Annotated in this window: 22 protein-coding genes; 11 read left to right on the forward strand and 11 right to left on the reverse strand. The window is 67.0% G+C overall.

Annotation, left to right across the window (positions count from 1 at the left end; genetic code table 11):
* Positions 1-46 precede the first annotated feature (46 nt).
* The 3 genes from ACIPHN_RS13750 to ACIPHN_RS13760 all read right to left on the reverse strand — a co-directional run bounded on the left by ACIPHN_RS13750 (position 47) and on the right by ACIPHN_RS13760 (position 1,970).
* Positions 47-634: a VOC family protein gene (locus ACIPHN_RS13750; RefSeq protein ID WP_400436997.1), complete on the reverse strand. Its 588-nt coding sequence runs from the start codon at positions 632-634 to the stop codon at positions 47-49.
* Positions 635-656: 22 nt separating this feature from the next.
* Positions 657-1,046: a nuclear transport factor 2 family protein gene (locus ACIPHN_RS13755; protein WP_400436999.1), complete on the reverse strand. Its 390-nt coding sequence runs from the start codon at positions 1,044-1,046 to the stop codon at positions 657-659.
* 174 nt (positions 1,047-1,220) lie between these two features.
* On the reverse strand, positions 1,221-1,970 hold the full coding sequence (locus ACIPHN_RS13760) for an SDR family oxidoreductase (protein ID WP_198982322.1): 750 nt from the start codon (positions 1,968-1,970) through the stop codon (positions 1,221-1,223).
* A gap of 221 nt (positions 1,971-2,191) precedes the next feature.
* Here ACIPHN_RS13760 and ACIPHN_RS13765 point away from each other — a divergent pair, with 221 nt between their 5' ends.
* A complete protein-coding gene (locus tag ACIPHN_RS13765; RefSeq protein ID WP_400437001.1) occupies positions 2,192-3,157 on the forward strand; it encodes a LysR family transcriptional regulator in 966 nt (321 codons plus the stop codon).
* Here the strand turns inward: ACIPHN_RS13765 and ACIPHN_RS13770 are convergent.
* On the reverse strand, positions 3,130-3,915 hold the full coding sequence (locus tag ACIPHN_RS13770) for an AraC family transcriptional regulator (protein WP_400437003.1): 786 nt from the start codon (positions 3,913-3,915) through the stop codon (positions 3,130-3,132). The two genes, ACIPHN_RS13765 and ACIPHN_RS13770, sit on opposite strands and share 28 nt — an antisense overlap.
* A gap of 154 nt (positions 3,916-4,069) precedes the next feature.
* Between ACIPHN_RS13770 and ACIPHN_RS13775 the strand changes: the two genes are divergently transcribed.
* The gene (locus ACIPHN_RS13775) at positions 4,070-4,897 is read left to right on the forward strand and encodes an alpha/beta fold hydrolase (RefSeq protein ID WP_400437005.1); all 828 of its coding nucleotides are present in this window, start codon (positions 4,070-4,072) and stop codon (positions 4,895-4,897) included.
* Here ACIPHN_RS13775 and ACIPHN_RS13780 read toward each other — a convergent pair.
* Positions 4,891-5,199, reverse strand: a complete 309-nt coding sequence (locus ACIPHN_RS13780; protein WP_400437007.1) for a hypothetical protein — start codon at positions 5,197-5,199, stop codon at positions 4,891-4,893. The two genes, ACIPHN_RS13775 and ACIPHN_RS13780, sit on opposite strands and share 7 nt — an antisense overlap.
* A 273-nt stretch (positions 5,200-5,472) precedes the next feature.
* Between ACIPHN_RS13780 and ACIPHN_RS13785 the strand changes: the two genes are divergently transcribed.
* The gene (locus ACIPHN_RS13785) at positions 5,473-6,789 is read left to right on the forward strand and encodes a Zn-dependent hydrolase (RefSeq protein ID WP_400437009.1); all 1,317 of its coding nucleotides are present in this window, start codon (positions 5,473-5,475) and stop codon (positions 6,787-6,789) included.
* Here the strand turns inward: ACIPHN_RS13785 and ACIPHN_RS13790 are convergent, their stop codons facing one another.
* The gene (locus ACIPHN_RS13790; RefSeq protein ID WP_400437011.1) at positions 6,790-7,809 is read right to left on the reverse strand and encodes an NAD(P)-dependent alcohol dehydrogenase; all 1,020 of its coding nucleotides are present in this window, start codon (positions 7,807-7,809) and stop codon (positions 6,790-6,792) included.
* Positions 7,810-7,973: 164 nt separating this feature from the next.
* On the opposite strand from ACIPHN_RS13790, the gene ACIPHN_RS13795 reads away from it, so the two are divergent.
* Entirely contained in the window at positions 7,974-8,891 is a 918-nt protein-coding gene (locus ACIPHN_RS13795; protein WP_400437013.1) for a LysR family transcriptional regulator, read from the forward strand.
* Between the two features lie 9 nt (positions 8,892-8,900).
* On the opposite strand, the gene ACIPHN_RS13800 is transcribed toward ACIPHN_RS13795, so the two are convergent.
* Positions 8,901-9,638, reverse strand: coding sequence for a glutamine amidotransferase (locus ACIPHN_RS13800; RefSeq protein WP_400437015.1), 738 nt, complete (start codon positions 9,636-9,638; stop codon positions 8,901-8,903).
* A 494-nt stretch (positions 9,639-10,132) separates the two neighbouring features.
* Between ACIPHN_RS13800 and ACIPHN_RS13805 the strand changes: the two genes are divergently transcribed.
* Positions 10,133-10,537: a DUF4148 domain-containing protein gene (locus ACIPHN_RS13805; RefSeq protein WP_400437017.1), complete on the forward strand. Its 405-nt coding sequence runs from the start codon at positions 10,133-10,135 to the stop codon at positions 10,535-10,537.
* A gap of 158 nt (positions 10,538-10,695) precedes the next feature.
* On the opposite strand, the gene ACIPHN_RS13810 is transcribed toward ACIPHN_RS13805, so the two are convergent.
* The 3 genes from ACIPHN_RS13810 to ACIPHN_RS13820 all read right to left on the reverse strand — a co-directional run bounded on the left by ACIPHN_RS13810 (position 10,696) and on the right by ACIPHN_RS13820 (position 15,165).
* Positions 10,696-11,799, reverse strand: a complete 1,104-nt coding sequence (locus ACIPHN_RS13810) for a mechanosensitive ion channel family protein (RefSeq protein WP_400437019.1) — start codon at positions 11,797-11,799, stop codon at positions 10,696-10,698.
* Positions 11,800-11,908: 109 nt separating this feature from the next.
* On the reverse strand, positions 11,909-14,029 hold the full coding sequence (locus tag ACIPHN_RS13815; RefSeq protein WP_400437021.1) for an FUSC family protein: 2,121 nt from the start codon (positions 14,027-14,029) through the stop codon (positions 11,909-11,911).
* 221 nt (positions 14,030-14,250) lie between these two features.
* Positions 14,251-15,165, reverse strand: a complete 915-nt coding sequence (locus ACIPHN_RS13820; protein WP_400437023.1) for a LysR substrate-binding domain-containing protein — start codon at positions 15,163-15,165, stop codon at positions 14,251-14,253.
* A gap of 173 nt (positions 15,166-15,338) precedes the next feature.
* Between ACIPHN_RS13820 and ACIPHN_RS13825 the strand changes: the two genes are divergently transcribed.
* Positions 15,339-16,829 (forward strand): acetyl-CoA hydrolase/transferase family protein, encoded by a 1,491-nt coding sequence (locus ACIPHN_RS13825; protein ID WP_400437025.1) that lies wholly within the window; start codon positions 15,339-15,341, stop codon positions 16,827-16,829.
* 2 nt (positions 16,830-16,831) lie between these two features.
* Here ACIPHN_RS13825 and ACIPHN_RS13830 read toward each other — a convergent pair whose 3' ends face one another.
* A complete protein-coding gene (locus ACIPHN_RS13830) occupies positions 16,832-17,815 on the reverse strand; it encodes a LysR family transcriptional regulator (RefSeq protein WP_400437027.1) in 984 nt (327 codons plus the stop codon).
* A 133-nt stretch (positions 17,816-17,948) separates the two neighbouring features.
* Here ACIPHN_RS13830 and ACIPHN_RS13835 point away from each other — a divergent pair, with 133 nt between their 5' ends.
* From ACIPHN_RS13835 to ACIPHN_RS13855, 5 genes are all read left to right on the forward strand, one after another.
* Positions 17,949-19,214, forward strand: coding sequence for an MFS transporter (locus ACIPHN_RS13835; protein WP_400437029.1), 1,266 nt, complete (start codon positions 17,949-17,951; stop codon positions 19,212-19,214).
* Between the two features lie 185 nt (positions 19,215-19,399).
* Positions 19,400-19,972: a DUF2325 domain-containing protein gene (locus ACIPHN_RS13840; RefSeq protein WP_400437031.1), complete on the forward strand. Its 573-nt coding sequence runs from the start codon at positions 19,400-19,402 to the stop codon at positions 19,970-19,972.
* Between the two features lie 110 nt (positions 19,973-20,082).
* Positions 20,083-20,577: a sigma-70 family RNA polymerase sigma factor gene (locus ACIPHN_RS13845; RefSeq protein ID WP_400437033.1), complete on the forward strand. Its 495-nt coding sequence runs from the start codon at positions 20,083-20,085 to the stop codon at positions 20,575-20,577.
* A 6-nt stretch (positions 20,578-20,583) separates the two neighbouring features.
* Positions 20,584-21,600 carry a FecR domain-containing protein gene (locus ACIPHN_RS13850; RefSeq protein WP_400437034.1) on the forward strand — a complete coding sequence of 339 codons (1,017 nt, stop codon included), beginning with the start codon at positions 20,584-20,586 and terminating at the stop codon, positions 21,598-21,600.
* A gap of 80 nt (positions 21,601-21,680) precedes the next feature.
* A complete protein-coding gene (locus ACIPHN_RS13855; protein ID WP_400437036.1) occupies positions 21,681-24,083 on the forward strand; it encodes a TonB-dependent siderophore receptor in 2,403 nt (800 codons plus the stop codon).
* The last annotated feature ends 10 nt before the right edge of the window (positions 24,084-24,093 follow it).

A 24,093-nucleotide genomic window follows, 5' to 3' on the forward strand; every position in this document is an offset into this window, starting at 1 on the left:
GTCTGGCCAGGCCCTGAGGCCTGCCTGATGCCTGTCTGATGCTTGCTTATTGCGCCGGCCGCGCCGGATTCCACAAGCGCTGCGCGGTACGGGCTTCATAGGCCTTGCCACGCGGATAGCTCACCAGTTCCATCTCGGCGCCCCAGGGTGCGCGGAAGTGGACCCAGGTCTCGCCGCCGGTATCGCCGCCACGCATGGTGATGGGCTCGCCCAGTACGGTGACGCCATGCGACTTCAGGTAGGCCACGCCGGCCGCGATGTCCTCGGTATAGAAAGCGATGTGCGACGCGCCGGCCTCGGCCAGTTGCGGCATCTCCTTGCTACCACGCGGATTGGTGTATTCGAACAATTCGATGTTGGCCCCGGTGCCGCAGCGGATCATGGCCAGCGTCACGCTATCGGCACGCGGCGCAAAGGCGCTGTCCGTACCGGTGGCGGCGGGATCCAGCGGGAATGGACCGATCCGGGTCACCGGCACGCAGCCGAAGGTATCGATGAAGAAGGCCTGGGCCGCCTTCAGGTCGGGGACATTGATGCCGACGTGGTCGACGCCGGCAATCGGCACGCCCGCGGCATGGCCGGGCGCGGAGAACAGCAGGGCGGCAGCCGCCAGCAGGGAAGCGAGGAATTTCATTGCAGACTCCATGGAAAGCGGATTACCGGGAAGGAAGTGAGTCGAGGAAGACGAAGGCGCTGGCCAGCTTGCCATCACGGATGGTGAAGATGTCCTCGCCATGGATCAGGCCGGGCTGGTCGGGCGGGCCGAAGGTCCAGGTCACGCGGCCCAGGCCGTGGTTCCAGGCGACCGGCTGCGCCTTGAAGGAAAACCCCGGATGCTGGTCCTGGAGCCGTTGCAGCAACTGGCCCACCGCAGCGTGGCCCACGGCCTTGGCCTGGTAATCGGCGACGACGAAATCCTCGGTATAGACCTGGGCGAAGAGCGCGTTGCGACGTTGCGCATCGGGCTCGTTCCAGATCGCGAAATGCAGGTCCATCAAGGCCTGCGCCTGTGCCACGTCGACCGTGGCGTCACTGGTGAGATGCATGGAAGACTCCTGGGCTGAAGCAGCCGGCGCGACAGGCGCTGTCAACAGCGCCAGCACACCGGCCAGGGATAGGGTGGAAACGAGATGTCGCATGCGCATGGGCATCGCGGCCAAGGGCGAACGCAGGGCGGGGAAGAGCAGAGGGCGCACCGACCATCCTCCCCGCCAGCTGCATCACACCTGTGCCATGCCTCCATCGACGAAGAGCTCGATGCCGTTGACGAAGCTGGCTGCATCCGACGCCAGGAAGGCCACAGCCTTGCCGATTTCCTGCGGTTCGCCCAGACGGCCCAGCGGTACCTGCGCGGCGAGGAAGTCGAACAGGCCCTGACGCGACTCGTCGGGGACCAGGCCGCCCAGGCCGGGGGTACGGATCGGGCCGGGGCTGACGACGTTGACGCGGATGCCACGGTCCTTCAGGTCCAGCGCCCAGGAGCGGGCGAAGTTGCGCACGGCCGCCTTGCTGGCGCTGTAGACGCTGAAGTTGGCGGTCCCCTGGATGGAGACGGTGGAGGCCGTCAGCACCACCGAGGCGCCATCGACCAGCAGCGGCAGGGCCTTCTGCACGGTGAACAGCACGCCGCGCACATTGGTGCCGAAGATGCGGTCGAAGTGTTCTTCGGTGATGGCGCCCAGCGGCATCATGTCGCCGCCGCCAGCGTTGGCGAAGAGGATGTCGAGCTTGCCGGCGCTCTGGGCGATCTGGGCGTACACGGCGTCCAGGTCAGCCAGCACGGAGGCATCGGCACGGATGCCCGTGGCAGCGGCGCCGATGCTGGCGACGGCGGCGTCGAGCTCGGCCTGGCGGCGGCCGGTGATGAAGACGCGGGCGCCCTGGGCGGCCAATTCCTGTGCGGTGGCCAGGCCAATGCCGGTGGTGCCGCCGGTAACCAGTGCGATCTTGCCGTTGAGTTGCTTGTTCATGGTAGTGCTCCTTTACGTTGTCGGGTCATGCGATGGATGGGGTAGCCCGGGCCGACTGGCGCGCCGTGATCTGCTTGCGGCGCCTTGTCGTTCAGGGATGTAGCCACTTTAGCGATCCACCGTTTATGAATAAAGAATGTAAAATCGAATTCACTATCCATGAGCATGGATAATCAAGGCAGCCGCCATTACATTCGGACAGGGCAGGGGAGAGGAAGAACATGGATCAACTGGTCGCCATACGTGGCTTTGCTCGGGTAGTGGAGGCGGGTAGTTTCACGCGGGCGGCCGACTCGCTGGACATGCCCAATGCCACCCTGAGCAAGCTGGTGCAGGACCTGGAGGCGCACCTGGGCGTGCGCCTGCTGCAGCGGACCACGCGGCGCGTGACGGTGACGCCCGAAGGGCGCGACTACTATGAGAAGACCACGCGCCTGCTGCGCGACCTCGACGATATCGACACCTCCTTCGACATCGCCCGCAGCAAGCCCAAGGGACAGCTGCGCATCGACGTGGGCGGCTCGACGGCGCGTGACGTGCTCATCCCGGCATTGCCCGATTTCATGGCGCGCTATCCCGACATCCGCATCGACCTGGGGGTCTCGGACCGCTCGGCCGACCTGATCGGCGAGAACATCGACTGCGTCATCCGGGGCGGCGCGCTGGACAATTCATCGCTGGTGGCGCGCGCCATCGGCCAGGCCCACCTGATCACCTGCGCCACGCCCGGCTACCTGAAGCAGTTCGGCACACCGGCCTATCCGGATGAATTGAAGAACGGCCACAAGCTCATCAGCTACCTGTCTTCGCAGAGTGGCCGCGCCTTTCCGTTCCGCTTCGAACGCCATGGCGAACAGGTGGAGATCAAGGTGGTGCATCGCATCGGCATCAACGAGAGCAATGCGCACCTGGCGGCAGCCGTCGCCGGACTGGGCATCATCCAGACCTTCGGCTATGCCGCCGGTGCGGCGCTGGAGAGCGGGGCGCTGGTGGAGATCCTGGCGGACTGGCGACCCCAGCCCTATCCCTTCCATGTGGTCTATCCGCAGAACCGCCATGTGAGCCAGCGCCTGCGCGTGTTCATCGACTGGCTGTTGCAGGCCTTGCCGGCGCGCATTGCAGTCGCTCCGGCGCTCTCACGCGCCAGGCCACGCCGGCCTCATGAGGCCGGACGTCCCGCCAGATAGCGGCTCGGCGTATCGCCCAGCACACGCCGGAATGCAGACGAGAATGCGCTGGGACTGGCGTAGCCCAGGTCCAGTGCGACCCGGGTCACCGCTTGCCCGCCACTCAGGCGCTCGATGGCGATCAGCAGGCAGGCCTGCTGGCGCCACTGTGCAAAGCTCACGCCGGTCTGCTCCCGGAACAGCCGGGTAAAGCTTCTCCGGCTCAATCCCGCTTCGGCGGCCATCATGTCGAGCCCGACGCCGATCGACGGCGCAGCAAACAGCCACCGGCATGCGCGCGCCAGACGCGCATCGCTGGGCAACGGCGCATGCAGCGACAGGGGCGACATCGCCGCGATCTCCGCCACCAGCAGATTCATCAGCTTGCCGGCGCGCCCCTGCACGTCATACATGGCGGGCAAATCGATGGCCTCGTCGAGCAAATGCCTCAGCAGTGCCGACACGCCGTAGACGCAACAATGGTCGGGCAATTGCTCGGCCTGCGCTTGCTCCGGTGACACGAAGACGTTGAGCATGGTGACCGGTCCGCTCATGGTCATCTCGTGGGAGATCCCGGCCGGCACCCAGCAGGCACGCTGCGGCGGCACCAGCCAACGGCCTTGCGGGGTAGCGACGCTGATGGTGCCGCGCGAGGCGAACGCGAACTGGCCGCGCCGGTGCGTATGGACAGGAAACGACAAGCCAGAGGCGTAGTCGTTGGCCGTCACGACCACGCTACGCGCAATGTCTTCATAGGGATCAACCAGGGTGTTTCGCATGGCCCGGATTCTACAGCGGATGGCCCGCTACCGAAGGCGCCCGTCTATCGTCCGGATTACGATCCTTCGCATCGCTTGCGTGAACTCGATAGGCTTCCCCGGAAGGGGGCCCCACGCCTGCGGATACCCCTATCCCTTTCTTGTCGGAGTCTCGATGTCCAACACTTTTCATCGCGTGGGGCATGGCCCCCACGTTGTCCTTGTCCTGCACGGCTGGTTCGGTGACGCCCGCGCGTTCGAACCCATCGAGCCATGGCTGGACCAGCAGGCTTTCAGCTACGTCTTCATGGACTATCGCGGCTATGGTGGCATGCAGGATAGCCCCGGCGCCTACACGATCGACGAGATAGCCTCCGATGCGCTCACGCTGGCAGATGCGCTGGGCGTCGATGCCTTCAGCCTGGTGGGCCATTCGATGGGCGGCATGGCCATCGAACGCATTGCCATCCGCGCGCCCGATCGGGTGCGCTCGCTCGTCGCTATCGCGCCGGTGCCTTGCGGCGGCATGTCATACGATGCCGCGACGTGGCGCTTGCTCGCCGATGCGGCCGTGCATGTGGAGAATCGCCACACCATCATCGACCGTAGCACCGGCGGGCGCTTGCCCGCATCCTGGGTCGCATGGAAGGCAGCCTATTCGGCCACGCACAGCACCCGGGAAGCGTTCGCGGCCTACCTGCAGGCATGGGCCAAGACCGACTTCAGCGACGAGATCAGCGGAGGACATCCGCTCAAGGTTCTCGTGGGGGAGCACGATCCCAGCTTCCATGCCGACCTGATGGCCCGGACCTATCTCCGACGCTATCCCCTGGCCACCGTCGAGATCCTGGCCAACGCCGGTCACTACCCGATGAACGAGACACCGCTCGCCCTGGTCAGCGCCATGGAAGGCTTCCTCGCCGCATCATCACAAGCAAAGGCCCCGGCCTTGGCCGGGGCCGGGGCCGGGGCATCCATCACGCTAGCTCACCGGGATCAGTGACTGTTGTCAGTCTTGGATGCAGGAGAGGTGGCCAGTGCCTCGTTGCGCTGGGCGGTGGAATCCATCTTCTCCTGCTTCAGCTGGGCCTTGGCGGCCTTGCGGTCGGCCTTGTACTCCTGCTTGGCAGCCTTCTGCTGTTGCTTGTACTGGGCCTTGGCGTCGGCATCAGCCTGGCGCTTCTGCACGAACGGGTCACTCGATGGCGTACCCGCCGTGGCCGCTGCCGGCGCGGTGGACTGGGCCATGGCGCTGCCGGCCAGGGCGAGGAACAGGGACGGGATCAGGATATGACGTGCTTTCATTTTTCTACCTCCTTGCTGTCGTTTGCTGTCACAGGAATGGCGAACGGGTTTCGCCTGTCCGTGCCACCACTATAGGCGGGCAAACGGCCGCGTCATGTCGGACAAGCGCTCATTGCGGACTTCACCGATGGCGCGACTTGCTGTGCGACGATGTCGACCACGGCAAGAAAGAACACGCCCGCAAGCAAGGCAGGGCAAGTGCTGGCTTGGCTTTTGCTACACAATGGGCCTGGTTTTCCTGCATCAACATCGACGCTTATCTCACACGACCTCATGGACACCCGCACCACGCCCTCCGACATCGCGCCCGACCTGCCGCTGGCAGCGCGCCTGTTCGCCCAATTGCGCCAGGACAACGACGCCCTGCATGGCCCGGACACCGGCATCACCCGTGACACCTATGGCGCCGGCGAAGAACGCGCCCACGCCCTGATGGCCGAGACGGCCCGCGCACTGGGACTGGAAGTCCGTACCGACGCCGCCTGCAATCTCTACCTGACCCTGCCGGGCCGCGATCGCAGTGCGCCCGCGGTGATGACCGGCTCGCACCTGGATTCGGTGCCGCGCGGCGGCAACTACGATGGCGCCGCCGGCGTGGTCGCGGGCCTGGCGGTACTGGCAGGGTGGGTGGCCGCAGGCCGGCAGCCACAATGCGATGTCACCGTGATGGGGATACGCGCGGAAGAGAGCGCCTGGTTCCCGGTCTCCTATATCGGCAGCAAATCGGCCTTCGGCCTGTTGCCCCCCGATGCGCTGGAGATCCTGCGCCTGGATACCCGCCGCAGCCTGCGCGCGCACCTGCAGGAATGTGGCGGCCGCGCCGAGGATCTCGCGGCCGGCCAGGCCCACCTGTCGGCGGCGGCCATTGCCTGCTTCCTCGAATTGCATATCGAGCAGGGCCCGGTGCTGGTGGAAGCCGGCGAACCGCTGGGCGTGGTCACCGGCATCTGCGGCAGCCTGCGCTATCGCCATGCGCGCGTGCTGGGTGACTATGCGCATTCGGGCGCGACGCCGCGCAGCCACCGCCGCGATGCCGTGGTCGCGCTGGCCGAAGTCATCACGCGCCTGCAACAGGATTGGGCCGGCATGGAAGAAGCCGGCGAAGAACTCACCCTGACCATCGGCCAGGTCTATACCGATGCGGCGCAGGCCGATATCAGCAAGGTCGCCGGGCTGGTCAGCTTCGGCGTCGATATCCGCTCGCGCAGCACGACCAGCCTGCAACGCATGGAGGCACACCTGCTGGAAGCGGTGCGCCAGGCCGAGGCGCGCCACGGCGTGCGCTTCGAACTGGGTGAGCGCACCGGCAGCCAGCCGGCACAGATGGATGCGAGCCTGCAGGATGCGCTGGCCGATACCATCAGCGCGATGCAATTGCCGCATCGTCGCCTGCCCAGCGGCGCAGGCCATGACGCCGCGCTGTTTGCCAACCAGGGCATCGCCACGGCCATGCTGTTCGTGCGCAACGCCCATGGCAGCCACAACCCGGACGAGGCCATGGACCTGCAGGATTTCGGCGCCGGCACGCAGGTACTGGCCCGGGTGATGGCGCAGCGCGCCGGCCTCCTGGCCGCCGGCAACGCGGGCTGATCAGCGGTCCAGCCGCAGCACCAGCTTGCCGAAGGGGCCACGCTCCAGGTGATCGAGCGCTTGCGGCAGTTGCGCAAAGCCGTACTGTTCATCGATCACCGGTGCCAGGGCCAGCTGGTCGGCCGCGCGCACCAGGTCTTCGAGCGCGCGCCGGTGGCCCACGCCGATGCCCTGCACCACATGCCGCCCCAGCAGCAGCGGCGGACTGGCCGCCTGCACGCGGGCCTCGCCCAGCAGGCCGATCAGTGACACGCGTCCGCCTTGCCTGAGCGCCTGCAGGGAACGATCCAGGTTGTCGCCACCGGCCATCTCCAGCACATGATCCGCACCCCGGCCCTGGGTCAGCTCACGCACGGCGTGCTGCCATTCGGGCTGGCGCAGGCGATGGATGCCATGGGTCGCTCCCAGGGCGCGAGCCCGTTCGAGCTTGGCATCGTCACCGGAAATGACGATGGTGCGCGCCCCATGTGCCACCGCCAGCTGCAGGCCAAACAGCGCAACGCCGCCGGTGCCTTGCACCACCACGGTCTGGCCGGCGTGCAGGTGGCCGTGTTCGATCAAGGCCGTCCAGGCGGTGAGGCCGGCGCAGGGCAGGGTGCTGGCCTGGATATCATCCAGCGCGGCCGGTGCGGCCACGGCCCAGTCCTGATGCAGCACGACGTACTCGGCCAGCATGCCCGGTCCCGGCGCGCCCAGTGCCACGGCGTGTTCAGGCCAGGCGCCATCGATCCAGCCACCCCAGAAGGTGGAGATCACGCGCTCGCCACCGGCGAAGCGGCTCACCTCCTCACCGACAGCCACGACCTCGCCGGCCATGTCGGAGGCCGGGGTCAGCGGCGGGTTGACGTGCGCACCGCCACTGCCGCTGTCGATATTCATCTTGTCGCGATAGTTCAGCGATACCGCCGCCACGCGCACCAGGATCTCGCCGCGACCGGGACGCGGGATCTCCACGGTTTCCATGGCCAGGTGCTGCTTGCCGAACCGGTCGAGGCGCCAGCGGCGCATCTGCTTTTGCATGGGATTTCCTTGTAGGGGCTCCTCCGGAGTGGAAGAGGAGCGACCAGTCTATTGAGGAAATGAATGCACCAGTGGCGGTGAATTTTCGCTGGACTGGCGAATTATTTTCTACAATCGTGGCCAGCCATTGCGGCATCATCTGGCAACCTCAAGGGAGCATGGGCATGGACAGTTTCAACGGCATCGCAGTCTTCATCCAGGCAGTGGAGGCGGGCAGCTTCGTGCGCGCCGCCGAGCGGCTGCACCTATCGCGTTCGGCGGTGGGCAAAAGCATCGCGCGGCTGGAGCAGCGCCTGGGCGTGCGACTGTTCCATCGCAATACCCGCAGCCAGAGCCTGACCGAAGAGGGCCGTGCCTACTACCAGCGCTGCCTGCGCGCACTGGAGGAGCTGGAGAGTGGCGCCGCACAGGTCGGCGCCGAGCAGGGCGAGCCGACCGGGCAGGTCAGGATCAGCATGCCGGTGCTGTTCGGCCGCAATTGCGTGGCGCCGCTGCTGGTGGAACTGGCGCGCCGCTGGCCGCGCCTGGAGATCGCCGCCTCCTTCACCGACCGCCGTGTCGATCTCATCGAGGAGGGCATCGACCTGGTCCTGCGCAGCGGTCCGATCAGCGACACCAGCAACCTGGTGGCGCGCAAGCTGGGCGTGCAGACCCTGATGCTGTGCGCGGCGCCGTCCTACCTGGCCCATCATGGCCGGCCGCGGCGCTTCGCCGAGCTGGCGCAGCATCACGCCATCCTCTACGGCCGCGAGGCCGGCTGGCCGATGCGCGATGAAGAGGGCCGTGTGCGGGCCGCGCCGGTGGCCAGCCGACTGCGTTTTGACGATCTCGATGCCATCACCGCCGCCGCCGTGGCCGGAGCGGGACTGGCCCGCCTGCCTTGCTGGCTGATCGCGCCACATGTGAAGGCGGGGCGGCTGGTCAAGCTCATGGAAAAGGAATCCTATATCGCCATCGACATGCACCTGGCATGGCCGCCGATGCGCCACATGCCGCTACGCATGCGCGCCGTCATCGATGTGCTGGCCGAGGCCTTGCCATCGGTGCTGGGCATTGGCGCGCGCCCGCCAGCGCGTACCTGAACGCGGGGTTCAGGCGCTCTGGCGCAGCGGCTGGCCGGCGTCCAGGCTGTGCAGCCAGCCTTGCCAGAACTGCCGCGCCGCCGCTTCGAAATGACGCCCGTATTGCTGGGCATCGGCCCGCAGGCGGGCCACGCTGATATTGCGGGTGTGGGCGATCTCGTGCGCGTGGCCGACCAGCCATTGCTCGACCGTGCGCACATCGACTTCGGGATGGAATTGCAGGGCCAGGCAATGCCGGCCCCAGGCGAAAGCCTGGTTGGGATAGCGCGCGGACGACGCCAGATGGCGCGCACCCCGCGGCAGGTCGAAGGTATCGCCATGCCAGTGCAGCACGCGCGTGTGCGGATCCACCAGTTGGCGGAACCAGGGCAGCTCGTCCAGGTGTTCGCCGGCCTGCAGGCTGTCCCAGCCGATCTCCTTGCCGCAGCTACCGGGATAGACCCGCGCATGCAGGGCCGCCGCCATCAGTTGCGCACCCAGGCAGATACCCAGCGTGGGCAGGTCTTCCAGCATACGCGCGCGCAACCAGGCGATCTCGGCGCGCAGCCAGGGATAGGCATCGGTGTCATAGACCGCGATCGGGCCGCCCAGCACGATGACCAGGTCGGCATCCAGCGGCGAGATATCGACGAAGGCATCCACGCCCGCCTCGAAATAGCGGATCTGGTAGCCGTTCTTGGTCAGCAGCGGGGCCAGCTGGCCCAGGTCTTCGGAGGCCACGTGGCGCAGCGCGAGGGCGGTCTTCATGCAGGATCATCCATGGGGAGGGGCAGGTGCAGAGGCGCCGGCCGTGTTTCACTCTAGTTGTGTCGCTATATCTTATCGTATACAACGATGCTCAGAATGACTTTATCAAATCCATTGAACAAGTTATTGTCATTTTGTATCAAGGCGATAGGTATTGCCTTGCGGCGTTGCAAAACAACACTTGCCCGCCATGGCCAGGGATCTTCTCTTTTATTTATTTAATCCTTTTATTTCAATCACTTACACAACCATTTCCCGCTCTGGCATTGCATTTCCTCTGGCTATCCCCATGTGCAGTTGCAGTGTCAAAAATCCAATTCTGGTACGAAAAAACTGATTGTTCTGGATTCTGGAATGATGTATTCCGGTTTGGATCCTTTTTCTTGACGCCGGCAATCCTTAAACTTGGTTTCACGATGACAGCACACAGCGACTGATCCAACACAGATGGAACGGGCTGAAGTGCACATCTTCCCTCTCACAAGGAAAAGATCATGAACACCAAGAACATTGCCAAGAACCTGCTCGCAGGCCTGTTGCTCACCAGCGCCGTTGGCGCCGCCATGGCCGAAGCACCGTATCCTCCCGAAACCAAGATCGTGTCGACCAAGACCCGCGCCCAGGTGGTTGCCGAGCTCAAGCAAGCCCGCGCCAACGGCGAAATCCTGGTCACCGACCAATATCCGGCCGACAAGCCTTTCGTCTCCACCAAGACCCGTGCTGATGTGCGCGCTGAACTGCAACAAGCCCGCGCCAATGGCGAAATGATCGTGACCGACCAGTATCCGGTGGAAAAGCCCTTCCACTCCACGCTGACCCGTCAGCAAGTGCAAGACGAGCTCCAGCAAGCCCGTGACAACGGCACCGCCGTCAGCAACGCCAACGGCCGCGCTCTGTAATCAGTTTTGCCCTACGACGCCTGGCGCCATGAGCGCTCGGTGTCATCCGCACCGGTGATCCCGGTGCGCCAGTCTCCCCCCAGGCGGGCCCACGAAAGCGACAGTCTCTCCCCTCGGTCGCCGGTAGTGTGGCCCGCCTGCCTTTTTCCCGGTCGTGTTCAGGACATCGTCGCGCCCGCCACAGTCTCGCCGCCCCCCTCGCTTTCCATCACCTGAGCCCGCAGGCGCGGCAGCGCATGGGGATACGCGCGCGCGATGAAGGCGATCATGTGTTCGCGGATCAGGCAACGCAGGTCGAAGGCGCTGCCGGAGTCGCGCGCCGACACCAGCAGGCGCAGTTGCATCGTGCGTTCGCTGGTATCGGTGACGTGCATCACGCAGACCCGCCCATCCCAGAGCGGCTGGATCTTGCAGAAGCGCTCGAATTCGGCCCGCACCGCCGGCGCCGGCACCGAAAAATCCAGCCACAGGAACACCGTACCCAGGATGGTGGAGGAGGTGTGGGTCCAGTTCTCGAAGGGATTTTCGATGAACCATTGCAGCGGCACGATCATGCGCCGCTCATCCCAGATCCTGACCACGACGAAGGTCCCGGTGATTTCTTCCACGCGCCCCCATTCGCCCTTGACGATCAATACATCATCGATGCGGATCGGTTGTGAAAACGCAATCTGCAGGCCGGCGAAGAAATTGCCCAGCACCGGCTTGGCGGCAATACCGGCGACGATGCCGGCCACCCCCGCCGAGGCCAGCAGGCTGGCGCCGAACTGGCGCGCCCCCGGCAAGCTCAGCAGCACGAAGGACAAGCCCAGCAGGGCGATGAGGAAATAGGCGCTGCGCGAGAGCACCCGCGTCTGGGTCAGGATGCGACGCGCCTTGAGGTTGTCGGCCACATCGTAAGGATTGAGATTGACGACGGTGACGCTGACCGACTTCACGCAACGCATCAGGAACCAGGTCAGCGCCAGGATCAGCGCAATCGAGCTCAGGTAGGACGCGGTGGTCAGGCCGGGTGTGTTGTCGGGTGCGCCCGTCAGCACCAGGCGCAGCATGAACAGCATCACGCACAGCCGGCTGGCGTTGAAGGCCACCTGGCTGGCCGTGACGGTAAAGGCATGGCCCCGCGCCAGCCGGCGCACCAGCAGGATGCCGATGCGATGCAGGATCACCGCCAGCACCAGCGCCATCAGCGCTGCGACGCAGACGATCAGTGCGGAGCGCAAGGGCCCCTCGTTGATGTTGTAGAGAAAATCCAGGTTCATGCGCGCCCTTTCCGGTCCGGGATGGTCGGCGCTGCTGCCAGCAGGGCGGGCAACAGCGGTTTCCGGTTCGAACAGGGCAGGCGGATTTTGTTTCCGCCCTGTGGATAACTTAGCTGGCCTGGCCCGCCGCCAGGGTTGTTACCAGCAGGCAGGCGGTTTCCACTGCAGCGGCCTGGGCCAGGTGCACCGGCGCCGGGCGGCGACGCGGCAGGTCATGCAGGGCGGCCAGGTCATGCGCCTCCAGGGCCAGGGCCAGCGCCCGCAACCAGTCGAGCAGGCCAGGGGAGGGTGCTTGCGGATGCGCCCACAGGTGGCTGGCCGCCGCCGCCAGCCGGCGCGACAGTGCAACGGCCGTGCGCCCCGCGCCCTGGTCGCGCTCGGCCCAGCCGCGCTCGCGGGCCATGCGTTGCAACAGCAGCCCGGCCTCGACATTGGCCACGCAGGCGTCGCGCCGATGGGCGTGCATGCGCTTCATCTGCTGCGGGTCGTGGTCGGCGGCCACGGCATCGACCAGGTAGGCCAGGTTGAGCTGGGCCATGCGCATCAGTTGCGCGCGCGCATCGGTCTGCTGCCGGCGCGGCCAGAACAGGTAGCTGGCCAGCACCGCCACCACGGCGCCGATGACGTTGTTGCCGGCACGCAGCGCGGCATTGGACAACTGATGCGCCGGATCGCCCGCCACATCGGCCACCAGCACGAACACCGGCGTGAGGAAGGTGGCATACAGACCATAGCTGACCGGGCGCAGGGCCATGGTCAGCACCGTCAGCGGGAACACCAGTACCGCCAGCGCCAGCGGCGAATGCACCACCAGGCAGACCGCCACCGCCAGCACGCCCCCCACCACGCTGCCCACCGCACGCTCCATGCTGCGCGACCAGCTATCGGAGATGCTGGGCTGCATCACCAGCATGGTGGCCATGGTGGCCCAGTAGCCGAAGGGCAATTCCAGCAGATGCACGATCAGATAGGTCGCGCCCGCCGCCGCCGCGCAGCGCCAGGCGTGATGCCACTCGGCCGATCCGGCGTGGGCATGCGAGGCGGCCTTGCGCCACAGGGCGCGCACGCGATGGCTGAATGCGGCCAGGCCATGGCGTTGCAGTGCCGCCTCGCGGGCGGCCTGTTTCAGGTCGGCCGGATCCACGCTGGCGGCCACCGCCAGCGGCGTCTCGACCTGCTGCAGCATGCGGCCCGCGCCACGGGGCAGGCGCGCCACCAGTTGGCGCAGGCGCAACATGATGCGCGCATCCTCGTCGGCGGCGATGGCATCGCCCTGGCTCATGGTCCTCTGCATGGCCTGCAACTGGCGCGCGATGGCGGCCAGCACACGCGCGGTACGCTGGCGCGCGTGCGGCTCCTGGTAATGCGTCAGCTGCAGGTCGGCCAGGACCGTGATGCCATCGAGCAGGTCGCCGGCACGCGCCAGACGCACCAGCAGGTTTTCATACAGGCGACGCGATTCGGTACGCTCGACGGCGACCGCCTCCAGGGCACGATGCGCACCGGCGATATCGAAGCGCGCATGACGGCGCGTGTGCGCGGCCAGCTCGGCGGCATGGACGGCGTAGGCCACATCGTCCAGGTCGGTGGCCGCGGCGATGGAGGCCAGCTCGGCCAGCGTGCCATAGACCCGCGCCACTGCCTGGCGTGCCGGCGCGAAGGGGTGGATGCGCCAGACCGTCAGGCTCAGCAGCAGCGCCCACAGGCAACCGCCGAAATAGATCAGCACATGGCTTTGCGAGATTGGCCACAACACCACCGGCGCATCGGCCATGATGGCCGAGACGCCCGCAGCCAGCATCAGCACCAGGCCGGCGGCAGCGCCATAGATGCGCGAATAGCCAGCCACCCCGGCGCAGGCCATGATGGCCAGCAAACCCGCTTCCACGCTCAGCCCGGCGGCAGTGGCCGCGACCATGCCGCCCACGGTGGAGGCCAGTGCGAAGCCACCCATCGAGGCCAGCCGGGCCCGGTTGGAACCGGCGCTATCGGCCAGGCTGGTCAGGAAGGCGCCAATGGCCGCCCACGAAAACAGTGGATTGCCCAGCCACTCGCCCAGCAACAACATGGCGCTGGCGCCGCAGGCGGCGCGCAAGCCTTCGGACAGGTTGGTGTGGCGCAGCGGAAACTGGGCGCGCCAGCGCTCCACGCGGGTGCGGCAGCGGCGGCAGCCGGTGAGCAGGACGAAACGAAACAGCGAAAAACGCGACGACAATAGCGGCGGCATCATGACAGCGTAGGCGGCTCGGGCAGCAGGGGGGCAGGCAAGACAGGAAAGGAGTGCCGACACCCGCGTACTCATGCTCGCGACGACGTCATTCCGGTTCCGCCGTCACGGATGAGGGGGGCGGCAGGTATCGGCAAGCACCAGTATAGGAAGCCTACAGCATGCACGGTATGACTAAAGTTCCGGCTTTGCATTCCATATTGGAATGCTATCGACTGGCGTCGTCAGGCCGGCTTCGGCGTCCTGCCGGCCAGCCGGCCACCGGCAAAGAGTTCGCTGCTCAGAGCCATCCAGGCCCTGGCCGCGTGGGAGAGATAGCCGCCCCGCGTCACATAGGCGACCTGCCACTGCACCTCGGGCTCCACCAGCCGCACCGCCTGCAACTGGTCGGTGGCCAGGCGATGGATGAAGGGCTCGGGCAGCAGGGCTGCGCCCATCCCGGCCAGGGCCATGGCCACCAGCCAGTCCCACTGGGCGCTCTGGGCGACGATCTCGGGGTGGATGCCATGCTCGCGGAAGACCCCGCGCAGGCTGCGGGTAAGGCCGAATTCATTGTTGAGCATCACCAGCGGCATGCCGTCGAGCTGGGCGCAGCGCAGCGTGGCGCGGTTCTTCTGGAAACTGCCGGCCTGCGCCACCACCCACATCGGGTAACGCGCCACCGGCAGGGTCTGCAATTCCAGCTCCGGGTCGGCCGGCAACACCGTCATGCCGATCTCCAGCTCGCCGCTGGCCACGCGCTGCTCGATCTGCGGGCCGGTATCTTCCTTGAGCACGATGGCGATATCCGGGTGGCGCTGGCGGAAGGCCTTCAGCACCGGCGTGCAGAGGATGTTGATCATCGGCGGGATGCCGATCTCCAGGCGGCCCTGGCGCAGGGCCTTGGTGTCGCGTACCTCGGCATCCAGCCGCTGCATCGACGCCAGGATCTGCTGGCCCTGCTCATACACCACCCGGCCGGTGTCTGTCAGCTGCAGGCGGCGACCGTCGCGGATCAGCAGCGGTGCGTCGACCTCATCCTCCAGCTGGCGCACCATCTTGCTGACCGTGGACTGGGTCACGTGCAAGGCATCGGCAGCGCGGCTGAAGCTGTTCAGTCGCACCGTTTCGGTGAAGTAGCGCAGGGCGCGGATATCCATGGCGGCGGCTTTCGGAAGGGCAGGGCGATCCAGTCGTTTTATGACTGGAATGCTGGAATTTTAATCATACAGCGCATAGTACCCGGCTTCTATACTGGGTCCAAACAAGAATGCAGGAAGTCCGCCGTGGACGCGCTGCTCACCTTCCCAAGAGAACCCGAGCAGGAGCACACATGGATAGCCAACGCATCCGCCAGCCAGCCTTGGCCGGCAAAGTCATGTCGGCCGCACAGGCCGCGACATTCTTTCACAACGGGATGACCATCGGTCTGAGCGGCTTTACCCGCGCAGGCGATGCCAAGGCCATGCCACGCGCATTGGCCGATCGCGCAGCCCACGAGGACCTGCGCCTGACCGTCATCACCGGCGCTTCGCTGGGCAATGGCAGTGATGGCCTCATGGCCGAAGCCGGCCTGCTGGCGCGCCGCCTGCCGTTCCAGGTCGATCCCACCCTGCGCAAGAAGATCAATGCGGGCGAGGTGATGTTCATCGACCAGCACCTTTCCGAGACCGCCGAGCAGCTGCGCAGTGGCACGCCTTCGCGCATCGATATCGCCGTCATCGAAGCGGCGGCCATCACCGAAGAGGGCATCGTGCCCACCATGTCGGTGGGCAATTCGGCCAGCTTCGTGGAACAGGCCAGCCAGATCATCATCGAACTCAACACCAGCGTGCCGCTGGCGCTGGAAGGCCTGCACGACATCTACCTGCCGGCCGCCCGTCCGGAGCGCCAGCCCATCCCGCTGACGGCCGTGCAGGACCGCATCGGCAGCACCACCATCCCCTTCGATCCGGCCAAGGTGGTCGGCATCGTCATCACCGAGACACCTGACAGTCCGTCCTCGGTGCTGCCGCCCGATGCCGAGACGAAGGCCATCGCCGGCCACGTGATCCACTTCCTCGAATGCGAAGTCGAGGCCGGTCGCCTGCCGCATACGCTGGCGCCGCTGCAGGCCGGTATCGGCACCATCGCCAATGCCGTGCTGCATGGCCTGGTCGATTCGCCGTTCCGCAACCTGGTGATGTATTCGGAAGTGCTGCAGGACAGCGCCATCGAGCTGCTCGATTCGGGCCAGCTGGCCTTTGCCTCGGCCTCCTCGATCACGCTCTCGCAGGACAAGTACGCGCACTTCCTGGCCAATATCGACCGTTACCGCGACAAGCTGGTGCTGCGCCCGCAAGAGATCAGCAATCATCCGGAACTGGTGCGCCGCCTGGGCGTCATCGGGCTGAACACGGCACTGGAATTCGACATCTACGGCAACGTCAACTCCACCCACGTGGGTGGCACGCACATGATGAACGGCATCGGCGGCTCGGGCGACTTCGCGCGCAACGGCCAGATCTCGATCTTCGTGTCCAAGTCGGTGGCCAAGGACGGTGCCGTCTCCAGCGTGGTGCCCATGGTCTCGCACGTGGACCACAGCGAGCACGACGTCGATGTGCTGGTCACCGAATGGGGTCTGGCCGACCTGCGCGGCCTGGCGCCGCGCGAACGCGCCATCAAGGTCATCGAGCACTGCTGCCATCCGGACTACCGGGCGCAGCTGCGCGACTACTTCGAGCGCGCCTGCCAGGCCGGTGGCCATACCCCGCACCTGCTGGGCGAGGCCTTCTCCTGGCATCAGCACTACGCCCAGCACAAGACCATGCGCCTGGGCTGAGGCTAGCGCACCAGCGCCCCCCAGCCGACGGCCTTGTGGACGACGGCTGGCATGGCTTCCTTCATGGTGTCGATGAAATGGCGCAGGCGCGCCGGGTAGAAGCGCGCGTAGGGATACATCAGCGACACCGGCAGCGGCGCCGGCTGCCATTGCGGCAGCAGCTGTACCAGCCGGCCCTCAGCCACATCGTCCTGGAGCACCCAGGACGATCCCACGGCTACTCCCAGGCCCTCGATGGCGGCATTGCGCAGCGAATAGAGGCTGTCGGTCACCAGGCGCGGCCGGAAACTGACATGGCGCTGCTCGCCGCTCTCCTCATGGGTCAGCGTGACCTCGCGCCGGTAGAAGGCCGGGATGGCGATCCACGGCAGCTCTGCCAGGTCGGCCGGATGGCGGGGCAGCGAGCGGCCCTCCAGCAAGGCCGGCGCCGCCACCGTCATGCGCGGCACTTCGGCCAGGTGGATCGCCACCACCGACGGATCATGCACCTCACCCACCTGGATGGCGCAGTCGATGCCCTGGCTGATGAAGTCGGCGGCGCGGTCATGCAGCAGCCACTCCACCGTGATGCGCGGATGGCGGCGCATGAACTGGGCCAGCGGCCCGATCAGCTGCTTCTGCCCGAAGGCGTGCGGCACCACCACCCGCAAGGTCCCCTCGGCATGCTGGCGCGCACCACGCAGGTCGCTCTCCAGCTCATCCCAGCCGGCCAGCAGGTCCTTGGCCCGTTCATAGCAGCGCTCGCCATCTTCGGTCATCTTCATCGCGTGGGTGGAGCGTTGCAGCAGGCGCACACCCAGCGAACGCTCCAGCGTCTGCAGGCGGCGGCTGATGGTGGGTTGGGTAGTCCCCAGTTGCGCGGCTGCCGCCGAGAGGCTGCCGGCCTCGACGATGCGCACGAAGGTCTGCATGAGCTCGATGCGGTCGGTCAGGCCGGTGGCGGCGAAGGCTGAGGTCGGGCTGGGGGTGGGGGAGGGCTTGGTCATACGGCTAACGTATATCAATTCTGCCCGTCGCGCTACTACCGTATGCGAGCAGGGAGCGAGAGAATCCGTTCCAACGCTGGCACAGAGGGATTTCCCGGGCCGGCAACGATACAACCCGAACGGAGTCTCCACCATGAACACCATTCCCAAGACGCATACAAGCGGTGCCGGCACGGCAGCCGCCCATTCTCCCGGCCACTCCCCGGCACACGGCCATGCACATGGCCTGTCGGGCTCGCTGATCCTGCTGCTGGCCACCGGCGCCGGGCTGGCCGTGGCGTCCCTGTATTACTCCCAGCCGATGCTGGGCGTGCTGGCCGACGACATCGGCGCTTCCGAGCGCTCCGTGGGCATGGTGCCAATGGCGACCCAGCTCGGTTATGCGCTGGGCATCCTGCTGCTGGCGCCACTGGGCGACCGCTATGACCGCCGCCGCATCATCCTGATCAAGGCCGCCGTCCTGACGGCCGCGCTGCTGCTGGCCGGCGCCGCCTCGGGTGTGGGCGCCTTGCTGGGCGCCAGCCTGGCCATCGGCCTGACCGCCACGCTGGCGCAGGATATCGTCCCGGCCGCCGCTAGCCTGGCGCCGGAGCAACACCGCGGCCGCATTGTCGGCACCGTCATGACCGGGCTCTTGCTGGGCATCCTGCTCTCGCGGGTGGTGGCCGGTTTCGTGGCCGAGCATTTCGGCTGGCGCGCCATGTTCGTGGCGGCCTCGGCCAGCATCGCCGCCATCGGTGTGGCGGCCTGGCGCGGACTGCCGCGTTTCCATCCGACCACGCATCTGTCGTATGGCGCACTGCTGGGTTCGCTGCGTACCCTGTTCAACAAGCATGGCGCCTTGCGTCGTGCCGCACTGGCCCAGGGCTTGCTGGCGATCGGCTTCTCGGCCTTCTGGTCGACCCTGGCGGTGATGCTGCATGGCGCCCCCTTCCACCTGGGCAGTGCCGCTGCCGGCGCCTTTGGCCTGGCCGGTGCGGCGGGTGCCCTGGCCGCGCCCCTGGCTGGTCGCATCTCCGACCGCAAGGGTCCGGAACTGGTGACCCGTCTGGGTGTGGGCCTGGCCACGCTGTCTTTCGCCGCCATGGCACTGTCGCCCTGGTTCTCGACCCAGGGCCAACTGGTCTTGCTGGCGCTGGCCGCGATCGGCTTCGACCTGGGTGTACAGGCGACCCTGGTAGCGCATCAGACCATCGTCTACGGCATCGAGCCGGGTGCCCGTAGCCGCCTCAATGCGGTGCTGTTCGTAGGCATGTTCATCGGCATGGCCGCCGGTGCGGCCCTGGGCAGCCTGGCCCTGGCGCAATGGGGCTGGATCGCAGTGGTCGCCCTGGCAACGGCCAGCTCGGCCCTGGCCCTGGTGGTGCGGATGTGGCCGGGTGCGGCGAAGGCACATTGAAGCATCTCGCCTGGTAGCGTATGACTGACGGTCCCGGCTTTGCCGGGACCGTTTTTTTTACTTTTTCCACAGCCACGAGAGGGAATACCCCTGCCGCCCACATCACTAAATGACAATAATTCTCATCTATAATCGGTGCACCCCGCCGCGTATCCGTCACCGGCGGGTTCGCAAGGGAGACCCCGATGGACCACCACACCCACAACCCGCCTGAGACCACCCAGGCCGAATACCTCGCCCTGCTGCGCCATCTGGCGTCGGTACAGCAGCGCTGCAGTGCTGCGATTGCAGACCAGGCGCGGGAAATCGCGCAACTGCGCAGCCAGACCATGCAGCTGCGCGCCCAGGTGATCGCCCGCGACAGCGCCCTGGCCTGGGCGCTGGCCGACCGCGCCGCACTGGAAGAAGCCGCCCCCGACCTGGCCCCGCGCGCCACCCTCACGCGCAAGGTCAGGGAATTGCATGGCAAGCTGCAAGACCTGATGCGCGAAAAGATGCAGCCCGCGCTGGTCGCCAGCGCGCCGCCCAGCCAAGGGACCGCCACCGAACCCGGACTCTCCGAGCTGGAAGCCAGCGTGGCCGCCGCCGACCTGGTGATCTGCCAGACCGGATGCCTCAGCCACGGCGCCTACTGGCGCGTGCAAGACCAGTGCAAACGTACGGGCAAGACCTGCATGCTGGTGGAGCAGCCGGCCCGTTTCCGGGTCATGCGCATCCACCAGGTCCGCCAGGCCGTGATGCTGGATGCGGACGATTGACGACAGCCCGGCGTCGGCCATATTGGTAATGGTTATCACTATCATTTATACTGGGCGTTTTGCCGGGGCTGGTTTCCAGCCTGCCAACCTGTCCAGGGATGTGTATTCCCATGTCTATCGAAGCCCTCTATTGCGACCACCATTCCTGGCTCAAGGGATGGCTGCAGCGTCGTCTCGGCAATAGCGAGCAGGCGGCCGACCTGGCGCAGGATACCTTCCTGCGCCTGCTGGGCAGCGAGCGCATCCCCAGCGTGATCCACGAACCGCGCGCCTACCTGACCACGGTGGCGCAACGGCTGGTCGCCAACCTGTGGCGGCGCGAGAAACTGGAACAGGCCTACCTGGAAGCACTGGCCCAGGCCCCGGTGGCGACGGCCCCCTCGCCCCAGGAACAGGCCATCCTGCTGGAAACCCTGCTGGAACTGGATCAGTTGCTGGACCAGCTACCCGCCCTGGTGCGCCGCGCCTTCCTGCTCTCGCAGCTCGACGGCCTCACCCATGCGCAGGTGGCGGCCGCCCTGGGCATCTCCATCCCCACGGTGAAACGCTACCTGGTCAAGGCCTTGCAGCGCTGCTATTTCGCCGATGTCTCCTTCACCGGCTGAACACCCGTGGCAGACTCTTCCTGGTACCAGCACACCCCCGAAGCCGCCAGCGTGCCGCCGGCAGTGGCCGAGCGCGCGCTGGAATGGCTGGTCGAGCTGCAAACCCCGTCCCTGCCGCCGGCCACCATCGCCGCCTGGCAAGCCTGGCGCGCCGCCCATCCCGACCACGAGCGGGCCTGGCAGCGCATCGAATCGGTACGTGGCCGCCTGCAGGTGCTGGCCTCGCCGGTCAGCGCCGCCATCGCCCAGGCCACGCTGACACCGCGCCACTCGCCGCGACGCCGGCAAGCCATCAAGACGCTGGCCGTGCTGGTCTTCGGCGGCGGTGCGGCCTGGGGCGTCAGCCGCAGCGGGCCATGGCGGGCCTGGAACGCCGACCTGCGCACCGCCACCGGCGAGCGCCGCACGCTGGTGCTGGAGGATGGCACGCAGCTGGCCATCAATAGCGGCAGTGCGCTGGACCTGGCTTTCGATGCCCACCAGCGCCGCATCCGCCTGATCGCGGGCGAGCTGCTGGCCACCACCGGCCATGACGGCCGCGGCCGCCCCTTCATGGTGGAAACCGCCGACGGCCTGGCCCATGCGCTCGGTACGCGCTACCGGGTGCGCCAGCTGGCGGGGCAGACCGAGGTGAGCGTCTTCGAAGGTGCGGTGCGCCTGTCGCCGCGCAGCCCGCTGGCCGGTGAGCTGGTGCTGCAGGCCGGCCAGCAAGCCCGCTTCAGCGCCGATGCGGTGGGCGCGGTGACGGCGGCCGACCAGGCCGCCACCGCCTGGGCCGAGGGCTTCATCGTGGCCCACGGCATGCGGCTGCAGGACTTCCTCGATGAGCTGGGACGCTACACGGCCGACACCCTGTCCTGCGACCCGGCGGCGGCCGGCTTGCGTGTCTCGGGCTCCTTCCCGCTGGCCGATACCGCTGTCGTGATGGACAGCCTGGCGCTCACGCTGGGCCTGGGCGTGGACCGCCGCCAGCGCATCTGGGGCGCGCGCCATGTGCGGCTGGTCGTGGCGACGGCCGGGTGAGCTCTTTTCTCCGCTCGCGTGTCATGAAGGTGGGGAGCTTGTCTTCCTGACTTCCCTCCAACCGGCCAGACCCTGATGCCATGACCTCCGCCAGCGCCGTCCGATCTCGCCAGTGCCTGCCGACGGCGCTGCTGCTGGCGCTGTCGTTGACATTTCTGCTGACCTGCAACCTACCCGCCTGGGCGCAGATGCAGCGCCGCTACGCCATCCCCGCGGGGACACTGGAGGAGGTGCTGGGCCGCTTCGGCCAGCAGGCTGGCATCCTGCTCTCGTTCCGTCCCGAACTCACCGCCGGCCTGCACAGCACCGGGCTGCAGGGTGCCTACGACAGCGCCGATGGCCTGGCCGCGCTGCTGGCCGGCAGCGGCCTGGAAGCACGACGCCTGCCCAATGGCAGCTACCTGCTGATGCGCACGGCGGACGCGGCCGGCGCGGCGCCACTCCCGCCCGTCACCATCAGCGCCACGGCCACCGACACCTCGGCCTATGCCGGTGGCTACCTGGCCAAGGGGGGAGGGCTGGGCATCCTCGGCAGCGCCGGGGTGATGGAGATTCCCTTTGCCACGCTCAACTACACGGCCGAGCTGCTGCAGGACCAGCAAGCCCGCAGCGTCGCCGACGTGGTGCTCAACGATGCCTCGATCCGCATGCTGACCTCCACCGGCGGCTTCGGCGAAACCTACCAGATCCGCGGCTATGGCCTGACCAGCGGCGACGTCGGCGTCAACGGCCTGTTCGGCCTGGCCTCGGGCAGCCGCATGCCGGCCGCCATGATCGAGCGGGTGGAGGTGCTCAAGGGGCCGGGCACGCTGCTCAACGGCATCAATCCGGGCGGCAGCATCGGTGGCAGCATCAACCTGGTCACCAAGCGCGCCGGGGACGAGCCCCTGACGCGCCTCACCGCGCTCTACCAGAGCCGCCGCCAGCCGGGCGTACAGGCCGATCTCGGGCGGCGCTTCGGCGACGACGATGCCTGGGGCATCCGCGTCAATGGCGTGCTGCGCGATGGCGAGGCCAGCATCGCCGGTGGCCATCAGGAGCTGGGCGCTGGCGCACTGGCGCTGGACTATCGTGGACGCGGCCTGCGCTGGTCGCTGGACGCCTACCACCAGCGCGAGGACAGCAGCAATTTCCGCCCGCAGGTGGGCTTCCTGCCGGGCGTGACGGCGCTGCCCTCACCGCCCTCAGGCGATGCCGACTTCTTCCCCGACAATCGCCTGCACCTGCAAGACGACGCCATCCTCACCCGGCTGGAGCTGGACCTCAGCGCAGGGCTCAGCGCCTATGCCGCCATTGGCTACCGGCACGGCGCCACGCAGCAGAACCTGCCCACCGGCTCGGTCGATGCCAGCGGCGCCGGCGTGGTGCGCAACGCCTACTACGATACCGACACCCGCACCATCACCGCCGACGCCGGGCTGCGCTGGCAGGTCAGCACCGGCGAGGCGCGCCACACCATCGCCGCCGGCGTGACGCGGCTGCAGCAGGAAGCCGCCTACGCCTACCTGACCTCGGCCACCACTGGCAGCTACAGCCTCTACACGCAAGCCGCGCTACCAGCCATCACCGGCACCCGCAGTGCCCCGCGCAAGGCCTACGACATGGTGCTGGAAAGCCTCACCCTGACCGATACGCTCTCGCTGGCCGGGGACCGCCTGCGCCTCTTCGCCGGCGCGCGCCGCCAGTCGGTGCGCTATGACAGCTACGACACCAGCAGCGGCAGCGGTGCGCCGGTCTCGACCTACGATGCCAGCGCGGTCTCCCCCCTGTGGGGCGTGGTACTGCGTCCACGCAACTGGCTTTCGCTCTACTTCAACTACACCGCCGGACTCACACGCGGCACCATCGTCCCCAGCGGCATGGTCAATGCCGGCCAGGTACTGGCACCGTATCGCTCGCGCCAGCTGGAGGGCGGCGTGAAGGCCGACTGGGGCAGCCTGACGAGCAACCTGTCGGTATTCCAGATCGACAACCCCAGCGCCATCATCACGGTCCTGCCGGGGTCGCCGGCCAGCAGTTCCTATGGCTACGACGGCCAGCAGCGCAATCGCGGCGTGGAATGGTCGGTCTACGGGGAAGTCGCGCGCGGCCTGCGCCTGCTGGGCAGTGCCACCTTCTACGACGCCCGCCTGCTGCGCACCGCCAATGGTGCCAACGACGGCCACACCGCCCCGGGCGTGCCGCAGCGCACCGCCAATCTCGGCACCGACTGGGAGACACCCTGGCTGGCCGGCCTGGCCTTCAATGCCCGCATGATCTACACGGCCCCGGTCTATTTCGATGCCGCCAACACCCTGCGGCTACCGGGCTGGACACGCTGGGACCTGGGCGCGCGCTACCGCACGCAGATCGGCGGCCGGGCCGTGGTGTGGCGCGCCAATGTCGAGAACCTCTTCAACCACCGTGCCTGGCTGCTGGACAATCCCTACGTGACGGTGGCCGCGCCGAGGACGGTGTTGTTGTCGGTGCAGGTGGATTTCTGAACCCCGGGCC

Source organism: Herbaspirillum sp. NPDC087042, assembly GCF_044745245.1.
Classification (GTDB): domain Bacteria; phylum Pseudomonadota; class Gammaproteobacteria; order Burkholderiales; family Burkholderiaceae_D; genus Herbaspirillum.